This window comes from Segatella copri (assembly GCF_019249765.2).
Taxonomy (GTDB): Bacteria; Bacteroidota; Bacteroidia; order Bacteroidales; family Bacteroidaceae; genus Prevotella; species Prevotella copri_K.
In genome coordinates this window covers 897,935-915,263 of the sequence record NZ_CP152484.1, presented here as the reverse complement: position 1 = coordinate 915,263, position 17,329 = coordinate 897,935, and the positions used below count along the sequence as shown (strand labels likewise).

20 protein-coding genes are annotated in these 17,329 nt (G+C 42.4%); 11 read left to right on the top strand and 9 right to left on the bottom strand.

From position 1 onward, the window contains the following. Positions 1–41: 41 nt before the first annotated feature. Positions 42–227 (bottom strand): hypothetical protein, encoded by a 186-nt coding sequence (locus KUA46_RS03915; RefSeq protein ID WP_218487788.1) that lies wholly within the window; start codon positions 225–227, stop codon positions 42–44. Between the two features lie 714 nt (positions 228–941). Further along, positions 942–1,463, bottom strand: coding sequence for a hypothetical protein (locus KUA46_RS03910; RefSeq protein ID WP_218487789.1), 522 nt, complete (start codon positions 1,461–1,463; stop codon positions 942–944). A 1,107-nt stretch (positions 1,464–2,570) separates the two neighbouring features. Here KUA46_RS03910 and KUA46_RS03905 point away from each other — a divergent pair. The 11 genes from KUA46_RS03905 to KUA46_RS03855 all read left to right on the top strand — a co-directional run bounded on the left by KUA46_RS03905 (position 2,571) and on the right by KUA46_RS03855 (position 9,148). Further along, on the top strand, positions 2,571–4,133 hold the full coding sequence (locus KUA46_RS03905; protein ID WP_218487790.1) for a DNA primase family protein: 1,563 nt from the start codon (positions 2,571–2,573) through the stop codon (positions 4,131–4,133). A gap of 20 nt (positions 4,134–4,153) precedes the next feature. After that, positions 4,154–4,360, top strand: a complete 207-nt coding sequence (locus KUA46_RS03900; RefSeq protein WP_218487791.1) for a hypothetical protein — start codon at positions 4,154–4,156, stop codon at positions 4,358–4,360. After that, positions 4,357–4,578: a hypothetical protein gene (locus tag KUA46_RS03895; RefSeq protein WP_118078901.1), complete on the top strand. Its 222-nt coding sequence runs from the start codon at positions 4,357–4,359 to the stop codon at positions 4,576–4,578. The genes KUA46_RS03900 and KUA46_RS03895 overlap by 4 nt, the downstream gene beginning before the upstream one ends. 7 nt (positions 4,579–4,585) lie before the next feature. Next, the gene (locus KUA46_RS03890; RefSeq protein ID WP_218487792.1) at positions 4,586–5,047 is read left to right on the top strand and encodes a hypothetical protein; all 462 of its coding nucleotides are present in this window, start codon (positions 4,586–4,588) and stop codon (positions 5,045–5,047) included. 8 nt (positions 5,048–5,055) lie between these two features. After that, positions 5,056–5,448, top strand: a complete 393-nt coding sequence (locus tag KUA46_RS03885; RefSeq protein ID WP_218487793.1) for a hypothetical protein — start codon at positions 5,056–5,058, stop codon at positions 5,446–5,448. Between the two features lie 3 nt (positions 5,449–5,451). Then, a complete protein-coding gene (locus tag KUA46_RS03880) occupies positions 5,452–5,799 on the top strand; it encodes a hypothetical protein (RefSeq protein ID WP_218487794.1) in 348 nt (115 codons plus the stop codon). A gap of 3 nt (positions 5,800–5,802) precedes the next feature. Further along, positions 5,803–6,429 (top strand): nucleotide modification associated domain-containing protein, encoded by a 627-nt coding sequence (locus KUA46_RS03875; RefSeq protein ID WP_218487795.1) that lies wholly within the window; start codon positions 5,803–5,805, stop codon positions 6,427–6,429. Next, positions 6,416–6,559, top strand: coding sequence for a hypothetical protein (locus tag KUA46_RS03870; protein WP_218487796.1), 144 nt, complete (start codon positions 6,416–6,418; stop codon positions 6,557–6,559). Before KUA46_RS03875 ends, KUA46_RS03870 begins: the two co-directional genes overlap by 14 nt. 12 nt (positions 6,560–6,571) lie before the next feature. Beyond that, the gene (locus tag KUA46_RS03865; protein WP_218487797.1) at positions 6,572–7,126 is read left to right on the top strand and encodes a hypothetical protein; all 555 of its coding nucleotides are present in this window, start codon (positions 6,572–6,574) and stop codon (positions 7,124–7,126) included. 556 nt (positions 7,127–7,682) lie between these two features. Then, complete coding sequence (locus tag KUA46_RS03860) at positions 7,683–7,928, top strand: hypothetical protein (protein WP_218487983.1); 246 nt, start codon at positions 7,683–7,685, stop codon at positions 7,926–7,928. Continuing rightward, positions 7,928–9,148, top strand: coding sequence for a hypothetical protein (locus KUA46_RS03855; RefSeq protein ID WP_434725800.1), 1,221 nt, complete (start codon positions 7,928–7,930; stop codon positions 9,146–9,148). The genes KUA46_RS03860 and KUA46_RS03855 overlap by 1 nt, the downstream gene beginning before the upstream one ends. Here KUA46_RS03855 and KUA46_RS03850 read toward each other — a convergent pair. From KUA46_RS03850 to KUA46_RS03820, 7 genes are all read right to left on the bottom strand, one after another. Continuing rightward, positions 9,145–9,696 (bottom strand): hypothetical protein, encoded by a 552-nt coding sequence (locus KUA46_RS03850; RefSeq protein ID WP_218487979.1) that lies wholly within the window; start codon positions 9,694–9,696, stop codon positions 9,145–9,147. The two genes, KUA46_RS03855 and KUA46_RS03850, sit on opposite strands and share 4 nt — an antisense overlap. Positions 9,697–9,707: 11 nt before the next feature. Then, positions 9,708–10,676, bottom strand: a complete 969-nt coding sequence (locus KUA46_RS03845) for a phosphoadenosine phosphosulfate reductase family protein (protein WP_218487980.1) — start codon at positions 10,674–10,676, stop codon at positions 9,708–9,710. 33 nt (positions 10,677–10,709) lie between these two features. Continuing rightward, on the bottom strand, positions 10,710–12,149 hold the full coding sequence (locus KUA46_RS03840) for an IS4 family transposase (protein WP_420377651.1): 1,440 nt from the start codon (positions 12,147–12,149) through the stop codon (positions 10,710–10,712). A gap of 160 nt (positions 12,150–12,309) precedes the next feature. After that, on the bottom strand, positions 12,310–13,071 hold the full coding sequence (locus KUA46_RS03835; RefSeq protein WP_218487671.1) for an NUMOD4 domain-containing protein: 762 nt from the start codon (positions 13,069–13,071) through the stop codon (positions 12,310–12,312). Positions 13,072–13,229: 158 nt separating this feature from the next. Then, the gene (locus KUA46_RS03830) at positions 13,230–13,994 is read right to left on the bottom strand and encodes a hypothetical protein (protein ID WP_218487670.1); all 765 of its coding nucleotides are present in this window, start codon (positions 13,992–13,994) and stop codon (positions 13,230–13,232) included. Positions 13,995–14,000: 6 nt separating this feature from the next. Beyond that, positions 14,001–15,710, bottom strand: coding sequence for a phage portal protein (locus KUA46_RS03825; RefSeq protein WP_218487669.1), 1,710 nt, complete (start codon positions 15,708–15,710; stop codon positions 14,001–14,003). After that, complete coding sequence (locus KUA46_RS03820) at positions 15,692–17,323, bottom strand: terminase large subunit domain-containing protein (protein WP_334650126.1); 1,632 nt, start codon at positions 17,321–17,323, stop codon at positions 15,692–15,694. Before KUA46_RS03820 ends, KUA46_RS03825 begins: the two co-directional genes overlap by 19 nt. Between the last annotated feature and the right edge of the window lie 6 nt (positions 17,324–17,329).

Genomic DNA, 17,329 nt, shown 5'->3' with positions numbered 1-17,329 from the left:
TAATATTTTTGGTTATTGTTCCCTACAAGCGTAGGGAGATTTTAGGCGATGCCGGCAGACCAAGCGAATCTTTCTTCTTCATCATTCAGTCTGTAGATACTGGAAAGCATACCAAACAAGCGAGGGCTGCTGTTAACGAGTTCATCGTAGGCATCCTCTGCACTCTGGTCTGTTACATTAATACGCACAAGCGTCTTTCCTATCTTCTTCAAAATCTGTTCTTTCATAATTCTATTTTTAAATGGTTCATAATTGTAGAGCGGAGATTTCTCCCCGCCCCGTTAGCCAGGATGTGCATCTTTGCACCACGTTTTATCTTTATCGTCTTAACTACGTGGCTCACACCCTACAGATTTTATGCTTCTGCCAGCAGCTTGTTTATTTCTGAGGAGATAAATCTCGCACGGATGACAAGCAACCGATTTCAGTCAGCGTGGATAGTGTGTACCTTGAACGCTGCAATCGTGATTGCACACACTGGGATTTCTCGGGTAACCACTCCCGAACGGCTCACAACACCGAATAGAATATGAATTATGATTTCTTTCTATAAACTCTCATCTCGCTAGATGATACAAATCCCCTAGCCGTCGTGCCGTCTCATCTCATTCGACGCTCACGCCAGGAATTTTTGCGTATCTCTCGGATGGATGTCTCTGAGTAACACGTTACTCTCTCCCATCTCGGTGTGCCTCTCGCACTCTCGATTTACTGAGATACTTCTCTTGAATTTTGGCAATTAGTCCCCTGAGGGAGAATAAATTCTCTCTCTGAGTTAAGCCCACACACCACGACAAGGTTTACCAATTGTGTGGGAAAAATAAGGACACGACGACCCGCTCCAAGTTGAAAAACCTGGAGTAAAATTTCCCACTGGCTACCGGTCAGATAGTCAGCGGGAAAAACTAGATAGCTAGATTTCTCTAGCTACCTTGTTTGTGTTACTTTTGCGCTGCTGCTAACTTCGCCTGCAATTCTGCTATCTGTTTTTGCAGGTCTGTTATGCTTTCGCTCTTCTTCTTTGCTACCTTTGCACCACTTGTAAATGATTGATGCAAAGAGCACAACTTAGAGCCAAGACGCTGCAAACTATCTATAATAGTAGTTTGCGTATCTTTGCCGTTATCATCAAACCACTTAAAGAAATTAGGTAGTTTATGCTTACGTGAAAACTCGCTTACAGCAGAACGCACACACTCAGTTTGCAAATTGCAATAGCTTTCATCTGAAAGTACATACTTTGTAGCTAGTTTGTTGTAGCGTTCTCTAGCTACTTCAAGCTCTTTCTTTGCGCTTACTACTTCGTTATCTTTGCACTCGCTTAATAGCTTTTTGCGGTAACTATTAAGCACTTCTAAACTTTGTGCTAAAACTGCACTACCTTTGCACTCTGCTACATAACTAGCTACCTTTGTGCTTGTGTGCTCATAACCTAGAGCACCTTTTAACTCTAAATCTTTCATATCTAAAATGTTTAAATGAATAACAAGCAATATTGCTTGTTACCTACATAATAGCAAACCATATACCAAACAACCAGTAAAAAATTGAGTGTTTATGCATTTAACCTTTTGTAAGTACTTGATTTATAGGCAGTTAGCTATTTGTAATAATTACAGCGTTTGTCAGTAGTTGTTAAGATTTAAATAATTTAACGTTTTCGCCAACATGGCAGACTTGTAACCATCTAATAATCAAGCATTTATAAAGCTATAGTGGCAGTAATTGTTAAATATTTAACTTAAGAAACATTAATCTTTACTAATTGCTAACTAATTGATTTACAGGCAGTTACACCCGACAAAGTGGCAGTTTATGTTAATGTATTTAACTACTCGTGTAATAACCTTTTACCAATTTCGTTAAAATATATTTAATAAGTTAAACGCGAATATTTATGCATGAATAAATATGGTAAATAATTTTCGGTCAAGTATATTGTAATAAGTTTTGATGTTTCACGCTTTATTGATAATGTATAATTATGCAATAAAATGAATATAAACAAAATTATAAAGTGTTGATTATTAAGGAGTTACGTATTTTTTTTATAAATATAAACCGACAATTTGAAATAATTACAAAAACAATGTTTCACGATGGTTTACACTATATAAACCGACACAAAATGTAATAATTTCAGAAGAAACACCCCCACACCCCCTTTATAGCTATAAATCAGCGCGGTAGTCACCTCATCTAAAAATTTTTTCTTCCGACTTTTTAGCCTTTTTGTAAAGTTTAATTACTTTCCGACATAAAGGATAATTATGCATATTCATTCATCCGTTATTTATTAACATTTGATACCATAAACTCTTACTTTGCAGACCAAACCATAAATGTATACCTATTCTTCATTTAATGTATACCTAAAATGTATATTTATACCCTTTATTTACTAGGGTTTTACCGGATATTCAGGATATTATCTGTATCTTTGTATTGTCGATATTTTATAGACGACATGTTATAAGGACGACCTGACACGTGTTATCCTTCAGAAAGCCCTTGTTTATCGGGGTTTATCCTACACAATAACGGAAAATTAATATTATTATTGTACATAAATGGAAAATGGTATTGCTATAGACACATTGCACGCTCAGTTGCTTGACCTTTCGAGGCATGACGAGTACGGCTTCGAAGAACTCCGTTGCCAGGACTGGGGCAAGGCAAACTCTGAGAAGTACAACAAGCTGAAGTCCAATTTCATCAGGTCAATGAGACGTCTGGCGAAGAAGGCTCCGGTGAAGTACTACAACGGTGCTTACTACATGTTCAACGGCAAGATATACGAAGCTGTTCCGAAGATAGTCCTTGAGCAGGCTTACCAGCTTCTGCTCCTCGACCTGGCCATGGCTCCGATGCTCGGCATCAGTACGGTGATGAACAAGTCGTTCATGGAGGTGATAGAGTGCTACAACATACTGAGACCCACCTTCGACATCGTTGCATTCGCCAACGGAGTTGTTGACTTCGGCAGCGGTCTGAAGTATCCGAACGTGATGCCGTTCTCTCCCGAGTACCATGTCACATACTACCACCCATACGACTACAATCCGAAGGCGAAGTGTGACAGGTGGATGAACTTCATCAAGGAGGTCCTTCCGGACAGGACATCAAGGATGATCCTCCAGATGTTCCTCGGTCTCGGTCTCATACAGAGAGGTACTGCATACAATCCGTACGAGGGGAAGGAATCATCGAAGATTGAGCTCTGTCTTCTCCTTATAGGTACGGGAGCCAACGGAAAGAGTGTCATCTTCGACGTTGCCTGCAACATATTCGGCAAGGACAGGATAAGCAAGATGGACTACGCTGACCTCACTGCTGACGGCGACGAGGGAATGAGGGGAAGGTATCCAATAAGGAACGCCATCTTCAACTGGTCTTCCGATTCTGACCCGAAGAAGTTCGGAAGGAAGAACACAGGCATGTTCAAAAGACTCGTGAGCGGTGAGCCCGTCCCGATGAGAAAGCTCGGCAGGGATATCCTGGAGGGAAACTCAATCCCCTACCTCATCTTCAACCTCAACGAGCTCCCGTTCCCAGACGATGCGTCGCTCGGATTCATCAGACGCTTGCAGTACGTGAGCTTCGATGTCACCATTCCAAAGGAGAGGCAGGACCCGGAGCTGGCGAGCAAGATCATCCGTGAAGAGCTGAGCGGAGTGTTCAACTGGATATTCCGTGGCGCGATGGAGCTGAGGAGCAGGAAGTACAGGTTCCCGGCAGCGGAGGGCAGCAGGAGGCAGCTGCTCATCTCCCTTCTCGGAAGCAATCCTATCTATGCCTGGATAAGGGCGTATGATATGAGATGCAGCCAAGAGGCGAGGGGCGAGATTTCGGAGTGCATGCTTGCCAAGGAGATGTATGAGAGATTCGTCGAGTTCTGCAAGGCCAACGATGTCGAGGAGAAGGATATCCCTACGATTCAGAAGTTCGGGCGTGACATGAGCGACAAGTACGGCTTCTTCAAGAAGAGGTCACAGGGCGGAATGACGTATCTGGTTTACGGCGCACAGATGATTGATCTGAAGCAGGAGCTTCTCATCAATGACGTGAAGAATAAATTGCGTGGTGAGGAGGACATCAAGCAGCCTGAGAGCTTCATTCAGCCTGATGATTAACGGTTATAAAACAGATTTCTATGATAGACAAGGAATATATCAAGGAGATTATATCCCGTATCACGAAGAAGAAGGCTGATGGGAATATTGTTCCGGCCACCGCTTCGATGCAGGAGATTATGATTGCTGTCCGCGATGATGCCCTGGAGTGCATGAGGATCATGTGTAACGAGAGGGAGATTGCTGTGAACAGGACGTTGAACAGTGTTTCATTCAAGTGCCTATGAGAAGACATCACAATCCTAATAAAGTGCCGCCGTTCAAGCCGGACCCGGAGCATTGGACAAGAAAGGTTCATTCATGGAAGGCGAAGGTCGCATACGAGACAGAGGATGATGCTTGGGAGTTTCTGAATCAGATTCCGAGGTTGAAGGCACTCGGCTGGCATCCTTACTTATGCAAGGTTTGCTCAAAGTGGCATATTGGTAGGTTACATAATAAATAGTTGAGATATGGAAATTAGAGTTAACGTTTTAGGAAAGGTCGCATACATACAAGGAGAAAGTAGGGATAATAAGGCGAAAGCCGAACTATACCCATCAGGAGAGGGTGTGTATGCTGTAATGGATGGAGACGATTTCGTGTGTCTAAGAGTTGTGTCTTCCAAGATTCATGATGATACAAAAGGCGATTATTATGCATGTGTAGAAGAAAACTGGACGCATGCAAAAATCGCAAACTCTATAAACGTTATAGAGTACGAAGAAAGGTTGAAGGATTATATAGACAAGCGTTTCGATGAGCTGCAATCAGCTATCGAAAATACGATGAGTAGTGCAGATAGCATAAATGATGCAGTATGCTCTATAAAGAGTTCCATTGAGAAGCTAGAGAAAGATGGTGTTGGTAGTGGAAAAGGTATCAGCGAGAAGACATTATTGTCTGCTATCGAGATTGTATCAAAACAGAAATAGTTGAGAATATGAAGAAGAAAGGATATTACGAATACGAAAACGGAATCTACCCTTTGAAACTTTGGGCACACATCGGAAAAGACTTGAAAGAGCTGATAGATTCCTGTTTTGACAAATGCAAGGCTCCCGATATTGATTACGGCGGCGTTACGTATTCCGATGCTGTCAGAAAGAGCGACAGAAGGCGAGGCGTTCTTGTATCGTTTCCGTGTCAGAAGGTTATGTCGATGAACTATTGCTGCCATGAAGCTTCTCACGGCGGCGATGCCATCGAGGAATATACTGACTTAGAACACGGCGGCGAGCCTTCTGCCTACCTGATGGGTTGGATTGCGTCTTGCATCAACAATGCTCGTTTGGGTATTGGCGATTTCGTTGAACTAAAAGATGAGGAGGAATAGCTTATGAAGCCGATTATAGTAATTGAACTTCCTTTGGGAATGGGCATTGATAGAGAAATCACAGAGCCTTATGGCTATGATTTATTCTACGGAGACGAAAATATCGAAGCTCAGTGGGAGAAGCTAGAGGAACTTCGGGAAACTGGTGGCGTTATTGTTGTTCAACCAAGCCATACTAGTGCTGTTCGCGAGATCCTTGATCCTTATATTGGTGAGGATGGATTTATCAAGGAATGTGGTTTACGAAAGGTTCACACAGAAGACCATGGTGATTTCTGTATTATCCTTTATCACAACCCATCAGAGGTTATGGCTCTTAGAGCATTTTATTTGAATAGTAAAAAGAAATAGCTTATGATTAAGAAAGAAGATATTAAGGTTGGATTGAAGTTTTTACTTCCATGCGAGAGTATAGAACGCACCAGAGGTGGATTTCTCTATTATGTCAATACAAAGAAAGGATGCTGTATGTCACTAATTGAACCTACAGATGTTTTTTGTGTAAAGTCTGTTAAAAATGACTGTGTTTATTGTGGCGTTCGCGACATTACTAATGTACGCGTAGATTTAGATATTTTGCAGAAGAATGGTTTATATCCCGAATATGCAGAAAAGCTGATGGATGAATGGAAGGATTGTATCATCGGCGATAATCTTGATTGGAGCAAGTTGCCGCTTAAGGGGAAACAAAACGAAAGAACCGATGCTGACCGCTTCAAGGATATCACCGACAAGATGAGCGATACCTACAAGCGCAAGAATCACGATTATGGGAATGCTTTTTCCGAAATGTATGATGAGCTTGGTATCAACTACGGCTACGGAAAGATACGAGAGAAGGTAAATCGCATCAAGACGCTGAAGGACAATGAGGCGCAAGTTGCTAATGAACCATTGGAAGATGCTCTTCTTGACTGCGCTAACTATTGTATCTTGACATTGATGGAATATCAAAAACGTAAGGAACATGGAACAGACTGATTACACTTGCAAGGATTGCTTCTTCTTCAAGAATGGAGCTTGTAACCACCCTAATGAGATTAGGTTTACTTCTGAGGAGAATCCTTCTTGCACAGATTTCGAGTATAAGGGAATAAAAGTTGAACTTTAAAATATTGTTATCATGGCATTACCATTTGGAAAGACTATCAAGACAAGACACTTCACCGTTCTGAAGTTCAGTAAGAGCTTGTCTAAGAAAGAAGTTGCTTCACTCAGAGAGGATATCCCTGCTGAGATCAAGAAGCATTTACAGAGAGGCTCGCTGCCTTTCATCAAGATTGCGAACATTGCCGGCACATGGGGAATCGAGTACTCTATCGGCACATCCATGTATGCTGCACTCGATGAATGTGTTCCTGTGGCTGTAGGAGACCATTATGAGTTCTCCAAGGATGATGGAAACATCATCGAGGCATTTGCCCAGCTTATGTATGCGGATACATCGTTGCCTGGCGATGCAGAATACACGGCAGGTAAGTTGAAGCTTCGTGACGAATACCTTGCTCGTGAGGCTGCAAGAAGAAACGCTGCTGCCGACGAGGGGAAGACTGAAGAGCAGCTTCGCAAAGAAAGCGATGAGGCAGTTCAGGAGGTCATCGACCGAGACAAGCACGCCGAGACTATTCTTGAGATGGCAGAACAGATTAAGAAGGAAGGAGGCAAGGATGAGCGATAAATTGCTTGAGGTCGTTCAAGACCATACTTCCCTAGTACAGGCACTCCAGTTCATTTTGGAGGCCGCAGAGACGAAGAAACTGCCATCATACGGTGTTCTTCCTACGTTTAATAACGATATGCTTGAAGATCAGGTGCGAATTGCGCTTGAGCTCATCACTGGAGAGAAGTATCCCTGATTGAATTTATATTTTTCTTCTACTTTATATATATAAAAATGATGGGTGGTATCTGTGAAGACACCACCCATCTAACCAAAAAAAAATTGAATTATGATTCGCAGAAAGAATCTGTGAACATTTATTCGCCTGCAAAGGTACTTGGTTTTGCTGAAATTCTAGTAAAACAAAGTTACTTTAACACGAATTTAACTATTTGCCACCCTTACAGATAGGCTGTTCAAAATCCGAATCAAAATCTGGTATAAAAAAATGGTGTTATATAGGTGTATTTAAGTTACTGATATTTAACACTTTAATATACAAAATAGTTCTTTAAAAATTTGTATAACTCGCTGATTTTTAGTATCTTTGCAAATAAAAACAAATACATAAGATATGAAAAAATCAGTCAAAGATATGGAGCCAAAAGAGCTTCAAAAGTATGCCGAAAAACTAAAGAAGGAAAATAAGTCTCTAAAAAGGGACAAACGTAATCTTGAGAGAAGATTGTCTACCTCTCAGAATAAGTCCAATAAGTATCGTTCTGAACTTAAAAAAAAAGAAAAGCCGAACGTAGGATTGGACAAGGAGACTTACGAACAAATGATGAGTCTATTAGACGACATCATTATTCATCCTTAATGGTTGCTTTGAGTACGGCTTTTTATGCTCGTCTGTCTATAGGTTCACGTCAGATTGTTGAAATATTCAATATCCTGAATGAGTTTATGGACAATATTTTCGGTAAAGTACCAGCTTATACGACAATTGGCTATTGGGCACAAGAGTTAGGGCTTAGTGTCTATAAGGAATCGTGTACCCTTTTCAAGGGTAAGCGTTATGCCTTGATTGTCGATGAAAGCATGATGATTGGCAGTGAGAAGATGCTGCTTACACTTGCTGTTGCGGCAGATAATATAGGAATGGCTATTACTGAAAAAGACATATCCATTGTAGACATATCTATCGCTAAGAGTTGGAATGGAAAAACTATTCAGGAAGTATTGGAGAAAGTCGCAGCTAAAATTGGGCATGAGCCAGAATATGTTATCAGCGACAACGGCTCCAGTATATGTAAGGCCATTAGAGATGCTGGCTATAAACATCACCATGATATTAGTCATACTCTTGGCATGTTTCTTGAAAGAGTTTACAAGAATGATCTTGATTTTCAGGAGCTTTCAAGTAATGTTCAGATGGCACGTCTTAAATATAACATGCAAGATGTTGCTTATATACAACCTCCATCGCAACGAAGTATTGCACGTTTTATGAACATGTCAAAATGGATTGACTGGATAAGCAGGATGCAGTATGTATATCATACATTGCAAGAGGATATAAAGAGCATATATGCCTTTATTCCGCAGAATGCTTCTCTGGTTGATGAATTGGCCGAAACGATGGACTGTATAACGAAGATTGAAAAAGACATAAAAAACAACGGGTGGTCTCAAGTCTCTATTGCCCGTTGCAAAAAACTCGTGACAGAAAGCTTGATGTTGAAGCATGAGCGACAGCGAAAAGTTGGCTCTTATATCTTGGGATATTTAGAACGTGAGCTCTCTCTCTTAAATGAAGGAGATGTACACAATGCAAGTTCTGACCCAATAGAATCAACATTTGGAGTGACTAAGGCTAGAATGTCTAACGACAAACTTACTGGTGTTACCCCAATGATTCTTATAATACCTCTGCGCATAGCCTTGGCTGACAAAAATAGGCGAGTTGGTTTCGAATTTAAAGAACGTTTGGAGAAAGGAAGACATCGTCACATCAAAGAATGGACTAGTACAAACCTCTCTCCTAATTTGACCGTGAAACGCATCAATACCTTAGGGAATAAATGCGTCGGATTTTAAACGGATTTTGAACACCCTACCTTACAGAGTCCATTTTTGAATAACAAGCAGTCATTCTTGCCGGTTGGATAATTTATTGGGAGGTAAAAATGGCAAGTCGTATCTTCCGTCTGAAGCTCATCCTGCTTAATTTTGGCAAAGTCTCCAATCATCTTTGTGTAGTCAGCCCATTCTTTGGAAGATGTATTCTTAATTTTTGAGCGGGCGATAACGAGGTCTTTGAGAATCTGTTCCTTTGATGTAGCCTTTGCGAGCTGTTCCGGGGTTAAATCTTCGCTATGCTCGTTTTCAATCTTCTTGCCATGTACCTCTGCGATTCTCTTCTGGACGGACTCCTGGGCTTCGAGCTTGTTCATCTCTCCTTCAAGGAAAGACTTCTCCCAGTTGAATCCTTCTCCCTGAAAGGCGATTGCCCAACAATCCCTCATTGGCATACCTGAGCCACGGAGGCTTGCATAGATGTAATAGCGAGGGTCTTTCATCTTGAGAGCCTTCGCCTTCTTGTACGTATCGACGGATAACGTGTATCCTTTTGTTTCTTCAATCATAATCTTGATATTTAAAAGTTCAACGTTTGCTGCCTGCGGTGTTCTCTCCATACATTGATAGACTTGCCGTATATCCAATAGTCGAACACCTCTTCCGGCGACAATCCTTCGTCTATCATCCTTCCGCTAGCCTGGATATCCTTGATGGCCTTAATCCAACTATTATAGATATGCGGATAGCGTTTGCAGTCGGCGAGTTTCTGCTTATAGTTGTGCATAGGGCAGCACAGGCAGCCAATCCTATAGTAGCCCTCGTCGTACAGCTTGCAATGCTTAATACCGAGTGTGTTCAAGAATAGCCATACATCATCATCTGTCCACTCTATGATTGGAGAGATTAAGAGCGATTCGTAGCCTCTGATGCAGCCAATGGTACGCTCATCACTGGCATTGGTGATGTTAATCTCGTGGATGCCCCACCGGGTTGGACGGCCACGCTTCTGACTGTTCCTTTTATCACGGAACTCGTCAAGACCTTCAAGGGAGCCGCAGTACTTATGGTTGGTAATCTCAACCTCACTCCTACCCGAACGCTGTCTACTTTCTGCGTGGCGGATGCCTATGAGAACCACGTTACCTGCGCCAATACCTTCTTTATAGACTCGACAGCACCATCGTATCAGTCTTGTCGGAAGCATGCCTTCCTTACGGGCCTGGTTATAGATGCTGATTTTCGGCTTTATCATATCTACGTCTGGATAGTGCTTGCGACAGAACTTGATTACTTCTGGTGGATCGACGGACGTAAGCCCCATGTGAGCCTTGAACTTCACGCCTGCAATCTTGGCAATGTGATAAAGACACTGACTATCCTTGCCTGAGCTGAACGATAGATAGAAGCCTTCGTTAGGTGAGTATGCCTGTGCAAGCTTCTCTGCCTTTCTCAGCAGCTCAACAGAGTGCTTTATCTTCTCCTGGAATTCTTTAGGGAACTTCGGAAGGATTTCTTCTAAAGTAAAATTTAATTCAGAATTTATCATATCATTTCCTGAAGTTTCGCAAGTGAATAAATATCAACTTGCTTGTTTATAAATATACATATTACGCAGCGTATGGGCAACAGGATTACTTTCGATGAAATCTGCCAGCAACTCTGTAGCATCTATAGAGTAACGCTCTGCTGCTTCCAGAACGAAGTCCAAAATGATAGCCCATATCTTGTCCGTTACGGACAACTCGAGAGTGTCATTGGTAACCTCTGTAAAGAGACCACCGATGGTTTCATACGCTTCAAATCTCTTCACTGTACACAAGATGTTATACTGCATCATTGTCAAAGTGAAGCTAGCAATTTGAGCGGCAAAATGTACAGACTGGCATTTACCAAAGTTCAGCAAGGTCTTGCAATCCTTGTATGCAACTTCGGTAGCCCATCGTCTGGCATAAATACGATACGCTTCAAGGAAGCTAAGAGAAAGGTCTGTGGTCAACAACCCATTCCAGTTTCCCTTGCGTCCTCGCTTGCAAAAGAACAAACGGACTGGCACACCATCCAACTTAACGTCCATTGTACAATAGGTACAGCGAAGTATTTTGTTGTGTTTGCATGCCTTCTCCTTTTGCAGGTGCTTGATGATTTGCTTGGCATTCATCTTGCCATGCTTCGTTGCATAGTTGGTTTTGCCCAGTTTAATCATGCCCAACAGGTGACACTTGATATGTCTGCTGGAAATGAAACGCACAAGCTTAGTGTTTGTAAACCAGCTATCTACGAGCAAGTAATCAAAGCGAACACCTCGCTTGATGGCATACTTGACCATATCTATGGCCTTGTCTGTCTTCTTCATCAGATATTCATCCACACGATCTTTTACCGCTTGCCCTTCGTGGTCCTCGGTATAGCGAGCTTTGCGTTGCTTAGCAGTAAGTCCCTGAACCTTTTGCTTGTCCTTTCCCTCCTCACCATGAAGAGAGAAATCGAGAAAGAGCTGGCTAACGCCATCGGACAACATCATGGTCAGACACTTATAACCAAGGATGCTCTTTTGATGAACATGAGACCAGATTCTTCCTATGAGTTCGGTCGTCATACCAGTCTTAGGTGCATCAGTATCATCAATAATCAAACAAACCGGCTTGTCATGATGAACAGTTGTGCTGCTTGATATCTTCTTTATCAGCTGAAGATTCATTGCATATAGTAACTTGCGCCACTTGACATTGCCATCATTCATAAAACGATAGAACATGTCTTTATCACAATTGAACAATTTACTCAAGGACGAGTTGGAGTATCGACTCGCATTCTTGACTACGAAGAACGGGAAGAGCATGAGGAGGTTGAGTACCTGCAAAGTGGTGAACTTGCAGTTCTCTTTCTTCTCTACTCCAATCTGGCTGGAGCGTATATTTATATGTTCCATCACACCCATAATGCACTTAATTGCACGATTATCGTCATTTTTTGCGAAAAAGCTTCGCAGATCTGAAATAATTTTTGTATCTTTGCTCACGGCTTTGAAGTTTTATCTTTATTGTTTAGCGATTATAAAGATACTCATTTTCTGTGAGTTATACAAACTTCAGAGCCTTTTTTATTCCAAAATTACGTTAAATCACGCTTGTGAATTTTCACTTGCGAAACTTTAGTCATTTCTTTTTATGCGTGAAAACTTATACAATGATATATCTATAGCCATCCTTTACAATGTTCCCATTGTGCCTAATATTGTTCATACGCAGAAAACCGCGATGGAGGTTGTTCTCTCTTTCTGCGTCTCTCATACTATCATAACATGCTGAAAGATAGCCTTCGCTGTCATATTGAAACACGGATACATGACGGTTCTTGTTCTTTTGCTCGTACGGTTTTAATTCTTCGCCGTGGAACGCGAATCTGTATCCTTTGCTACTCTTTACGACACCCTGGCAAACGCTATACAAAGCCCTCCTGTTAACGTTTAGCTCTATGCAAGCCTCGTTGCTACAATCGAAAGTCTTTAGGAATGTACCTTTCATATCATAAACGTCAATAGGCCTATTGTTTCCATTTGCAATATATGACTCTTTTAGGCGCTTCATGTGATTACCGTAATTAATATTATACTTCTGTGTACACCACTCTAAGTTATCGTACCTGTTATTAGACTTATCTTCATCCTTGTGATTAATAATCGGAAAGTTTTTTGGATTTGGGACGAATGCAGATGCAACAAGTCGATGGACATAAAATCGTCTTCCTTTATTGAATTTCCAAAGTGAGACAAATTGATATCCATGCCCATTGTCGCTATGTGGCAGAATGTGTCCTTTTGCGATTTGTCCTCCAGAGTTCGGCTTCACTCTGTCTAAAGAGCGAACTCTTCCCATGTTGCTAACCTGATACATACCTTCGTATCCTTCAATGTCTTTCCAAATTTCAATACTGTTATCCATCCTCAGTGAATTTAAAAGTTACCTCAGTGATTAAAAGAATGGGAAGGCCCACTGAGTTAGCCTTATCAGTTGGTAGCTACTCCAACCTATCCCAATGCAAATATACGAAAAATACTGCATATTTATGCAATTAACTACATATTTATACAGCATTTTTATTATTTTCTCCGAAAAGCGAACTCAACTCTACATTTGCACGAAACATGCGCCGGGATAACCATCGTATTTAATGGATGCATATACCCACATAGGTCATCACACACCGGGCAGTTGTAGCTACTACCTCTGTGAACGAAGTATCCAACAGCTCCACTCTCCTGCCCATACTCCTGCTCTGCCTGTCCCCACGCCAAAGCTATCACCTGTGAAGCGTTTCTTACGATATTCTGATAGGCGTTCTTGTAGTAGCCCTTTCCGTAAGAAGGAACATCGATGTTGATGTCCTTTCTCTTCGCCTTGGTGATGACTGATGTGTGGTATGGGTCCTTGTAGCCGGTTCGGATGGAAGACAGGAGCTGCTGGTCAGAATATCCCATCAAGGTTCCTGCCTTGATCATCCTTACAATATCTTCCGCAAAGTTTCCGAGATATACGGCGTTTCTTTCAGATGTCGTCTTTCCGTAGATGTCGCTAACGAGAAATGATTCTATGTTCTCGCTGTCAATCCCGAGAATCTTGCATGAAACCTTGGAGTAAGCAGAGATGTAACTGTTGATACTCTCCTCTGCTTCAGCAGTAACATTCTTGGCGTAAGAGAGCAGGGCTGACTCGTTTGTGAGCCTGCCCGCACCTCTGTATCGCTTGCTTGCGGTAACTATCTTCTGTGTTGATTTCCAGAGAATATCTGCAACATGGTCCTCGCAGTTTCGGATTGCCTGCAAGCGCTTTCTGCTGTAATCGACAGAACGTTTTAACTCATCCATAGGCTATTAATGAGTTTGGTTAAACGTTTTCCAGTTGTTTTCGTTTGGCTGGTTGCCCCATTTGTCGGTATCTTTGCCCTCACTAGGTCTTCCTGCCTTCCTGCCATTACCGGTACGAACGTTGCCTCCGCTTCCTCCGTTAATCTGAGCTTCTGCTTTCTGCTCCTCAATTGCATTTTGAGTTTCGTTATCCGCACGTTGCATATCCATGAGGAGGTCCTGCTGGTCTTCCTCCTTCTTCTCCCGCATGATACGGTCGTATTCATCGTTAACCGGGAAGTCTGGGCAACGCTCAGATGCAGTCTGCTTTGAGAGGAAGTTGTTCTGAACAGCTGTAGCTAAGTTTGTAATTATTTCAGATTTATTCTGATGCACATAGATTTCCACCCAAGCGTGAATAGGAAGACCGGTCATAGTGGCCATGCAGTTTTCTTCAACTCCGATACCATACTTTGAGATACGAACAAGTTGATCCAGGAACGGATGCATCTTCTTAGCATCGTTCTCTGCAACCTCGATGGCAGGAGAATAGAGCAGCTTGATGGCAACGCCCGGAAGGTCACCCGACTTCAGCTCCGGTGGCTTTACTGTGAACGAAAGCTCATAGATGAGGTCATACGACTTGTTGAGCTGTGTCGCAAATGCATCGGAAGCGTCTGTTCCGTTAATGAAGTCAGCATCACCATTCGTATCGGTAATCTGAATCATCTTTGCAGAACCATTCGTGTCACCAACAACGGTAATGTCGTCACCATCGCCCTTCAACTTCATTATAGGGAAGGCGTAAGCCTTGTTGTTCTCGCAGAGATAAGAGAAAGCTTCCTCGTAGTCCTCGATGTTCTTCTGTACAACAGACCAGCATGGGCCGTCATCGTTCCTTACGTATGCAACAGGGATAAATGGGAAGCCGTGAGCTTTCTCTTCAACGCAAGTGTAGTCGTCTATTCCGAATATCTTGGCAATTCTCTTGATAGTCTCCTTAACCTTGCCTTCGTTAACTTGCTTCTTGAAGCGGTAGAATGTCTTGTCATCCCACACCTCTACCCATTCAATCTTTTCATTACCTTCCTCGTCGAAGTCGTAATACTTGCGAGCAAACACAACGAGTTCACCAGTAAGAGGGTCGAACTGAGGATACAATGTGTCTCCTCTATCGAAAGCCAATGTGCGAGTACCGAATTTCTTGTTTTTATCGAAGAATCCGACTACAGCAGCTTCAGCAACCTTCATGTACGAACTTACAGCCTCATAGTGACGAATCTCCATATCGTGCATATACCATCCCTTCTTGAACTTGGCAAGGAGATTTATATACTCTTCCTGTTTCTTCATCTCAGGATCACCGGCAAGTTCAAACTGAATATCGTTACCTGTCATGTGGAGAACATGCTTCGTATGAATAACTTGCTGGAAAGCAAATGCCGTTCTTTGAATCTCCTGGACATACCATTTCCCGTCTTCCGGGTTCTTTCTCCAGATGTCAGGGTAGAGATCCTTGTCGAAGATTTTGTGGGACGTAGGATAGAACTCACGAAGGAAGTCCTTCTGAGTCTTAATCACTCTGTACAATGTATCTTGCGGCATCTGAGGGTCTTCATTATCGGACACCTCGTTCCTGCAATAGCCATCGTGGGTCATGTACCCCTTTGGCGTGAGTTCAAAGAAAGGCTTCTTTACCAGAATCTTTCTGAAATTTGTTACCTTGATAGCATCCATAATCCTTTTACCTTTTTATTTTTCTTTTTTGTTAAACTGAATATCATTACATAGAACCAAGATTCAAAGAAGTCAGGCGAGTGCCCGACATATTTCTTGGCAATCTTCTTAGGTAATAGCTTGAATCCCCTATCATCGCTATTCTCGTCACGTCTGAGCATCTTACGCTCCTTCTGAAGAATCTGTCTGAGAGGAACCTTGTCAAATCCGTTTCCTGAATACTTTCTTTCAAGCAGGGCCGAGTCAATGGAAATCTGCTTCTCCTTTATCATCTTATAGAATAACCATGCGCACTGAGACTTCAAATCCTTATATAGGTATTTGATTCCTTCTTCTTCCTGATGATTCCTAGCGATAGGTGCTGCCTGGTTGTTGAATGGGACGGCATCCTTGAAGAATCCCTTAAAGTACTGACCGATACCCTGCATATCGTAAGTGAAGTTACATTCCTCGACACCCCACTCTCTCAGCTTGGCCTCAACTACAGAAACGAGTGTCTTAGGGTCCAGCCTCAGAACAACCAAGTCTTTACAATGCCATCCTTCCCAGAGCCACATCACGAAGTTATCGCCGCCGGTGAATGCGATATCGGCAGAGGCTCTACGTTTTCCGTCTCCGATTTGTTCCGCATTGTCGTAGATTTCATCAAGGTCTTCCATCTTGATCATGTCATCTCCGGCAGCTTTCCAGTTCCAGTTAGCTTCCAGGTCTCGCATACGCTGTTCCTCATCCTGTTGGGCAAGGTTGGCGATATATGACGCATCAGTAGAGATAAGCTTGATGTTCTCAGATACATCTGCACGGATAAATGTTGCCGACTTGATGAACATTTCGAGCTTTGTGTATCCAAGTTCCTCGTAGCTGTCCTTCCAGAGGCTATCGATGATGCCCTTGCACTGTTCGTATACCTCTTCTCTTGTGTTACCCCAGTAGATAGAGTCCGGCGTATCACCATCCATGAAGCAGTAGCGAATAACTCCATCTCGCTCCGGTATAATGTATCCATTCTCGTCAACCCACCAGTCGATGAACTTTCTCACCCAAGATTCCGGGTCCGGGTTACAGGTAATCCAGAATCGGTTTCGTATGTGAGCTGCGTTTCGGTTGTTGGTCAAGAGGTACTTGAACTTCTTGTATGGACACTGAGTACCCTCATCGATGCAGACATAGGCATACTGGCGACCCTGGAATCGTGTCTTGAAGTCCTGATAGGCTCCAGCATAGTACGAGAATTTGAGCCATCCTCCGTTATCGAAGTTCCAGGTCATATCATTTTGTGACTTATTGTAAGTTCCAAATTGGGAGAACAATTTATAAGAGTCTGTCACTAAGGACTGTAAGTCGTCTTTTTCGTTACGAAGAATTGTTGCATGAAAATCTGGATTTTTAATATCCTTCAGAACTTCCATTAGGGAAGAGAACGATTTTGAGCCGCCTCGCGAACCGCCAACTATCTTAATATCAGCGTCTATAGACAGCATGCGTTCCTGACCGCCACGCTGAGCTATAATCTTCAGCTTGTCGGGATGCTTCTTGTCGGCGTCTCTTAATGATTGGATATACTCTTGAGTGTAAATAGGCTCTCCGTTATCCAATTTTAATCCTGAAAACACATCTTT

Bases quoted from the DNA above. Each gene is read 5' to 3' on its own strand.
- KUA46_RS03905 (WP_218487790.1), top strand. From the start codon at position 2,571: ATGGAAAATGGTATTGCTATAGACACATTGCACGCTCAGTTGCTTGAC.
- KUA46_RS03880 (WP_218487794.1), top strand. From the start codon at position 5,452: ATGAAGCCGATTATAGTAATTGAACTTCCTTTGGGAATGGGCATTGAT.
- KUA46_RS03910 (WP_218487789.1), bottom strand. From the start codon at position 1,463: ATGAAAGATTTAGAGTTAAAAGGTGCTCTAGGTTATGAGCACACAAGC.
- KUA46_RS03885 (WP_218487793.1), top strand. From the start codon at position 5,056: ATGAAGAAGAAAGGATATTACGAATACGAAAACGGAATCTACCCTTTG.
- KUA46_RS03900 (WP_218487791.1), top strand. From the start codon at position 4,154: ATGATAGACAAGGAATATATCAAGGAGATTATATCCCGTATCACGAAG.
- KUA46_RS03830 (WP_218487670.1), bottom strand. From the start codon at position 13,994: ATGGATGAGTTAAAACGTTCTGTCGATTACAGCAGAAAGCGCTTGCAG.
- KUA46_RS03915 (WP_218487788.1), bottom strand. From the start codon at position 227: ATGAAAGAACAGATTTTGAAGAAGATAGGAAAGACGCTTGTGCGTATT.
- KUA46_RS03845 (WP_218487980.1), bottom strand. From the start codon at position 10,676: ATGATAAATTCTGAATTAAATTTTACTTTAGAAGAAATCCTTCCGAAG.
- KUA46_RS03825 (WP_218487669.1), bottom strand. From the start codon at position 15,710: ATGGATGCTATCAAGGTAACAAATTTCAGAAAGATTCTGGTAAAGAAG.
- KUA46_RS03865 (WP_218487797.1), top strand. From the start codon at position 6,572: ATGGCATTACCATTTGGAAAGACTATCAAGACAAGACACTTCACCGTT.
- KUA46_RS03835 (WP_218487671.1), bottom strand. From the start codon at position 13,071: ATGGATAACAGTATTGAAATTTGGAAAGACATTGAAGGATACGAAGGT.
- KUA46_RS03890 (WP_218487792.1), top strand. From the start codon at position 4,586: ATGGAAATTAGAGTTAACGTTTTAGGAAAGGTCGCATACATACAAGGA.
- KUA46_RS03875 (WP_218487795.1), top strand. From the start codon at position 5,803: ATGATTAAGAAAGAAGATATTAAGGTTGGATTGAAGTTTTTACTTCCA.
- KUA46_RS03850 (WP_218487979.1), bottom strand. From the start codon at position 9,696: ATGATTGAAGAAACAAAAGGATACACGTTATCCGTCGATACGTACAAG.
- KUA46_RS03895 (WP_118078901.1), top strand. From the start codon at position 4,357: ATGAGAAGACATCACAATCCTAATAAAGTGCCGCCGTTCAAGCCGGAC.
- KUA46_RS03860 (WP_218487983.1), top strand. From the start codon at position 7,683: ATGAAAAAATCAGTCAAAGATATGGAGCCAAAAGAGCTTCAAAAGTAT.
- KUA46_RS03855 (WP_434725800.1), top strand. From the start codon at position 7,928: ATGGTTGCTTTGAGTACGGCTTTTTATGCTCGTCTGTCTATAGGTTCA.
- KUA46_RS03870 (WP_218487796.1), top strand. From the start codon at position 6,416: ATGGAACAGACTGATTACACTTGCAAGGATTGCTTCTTCTTCAAGAAT.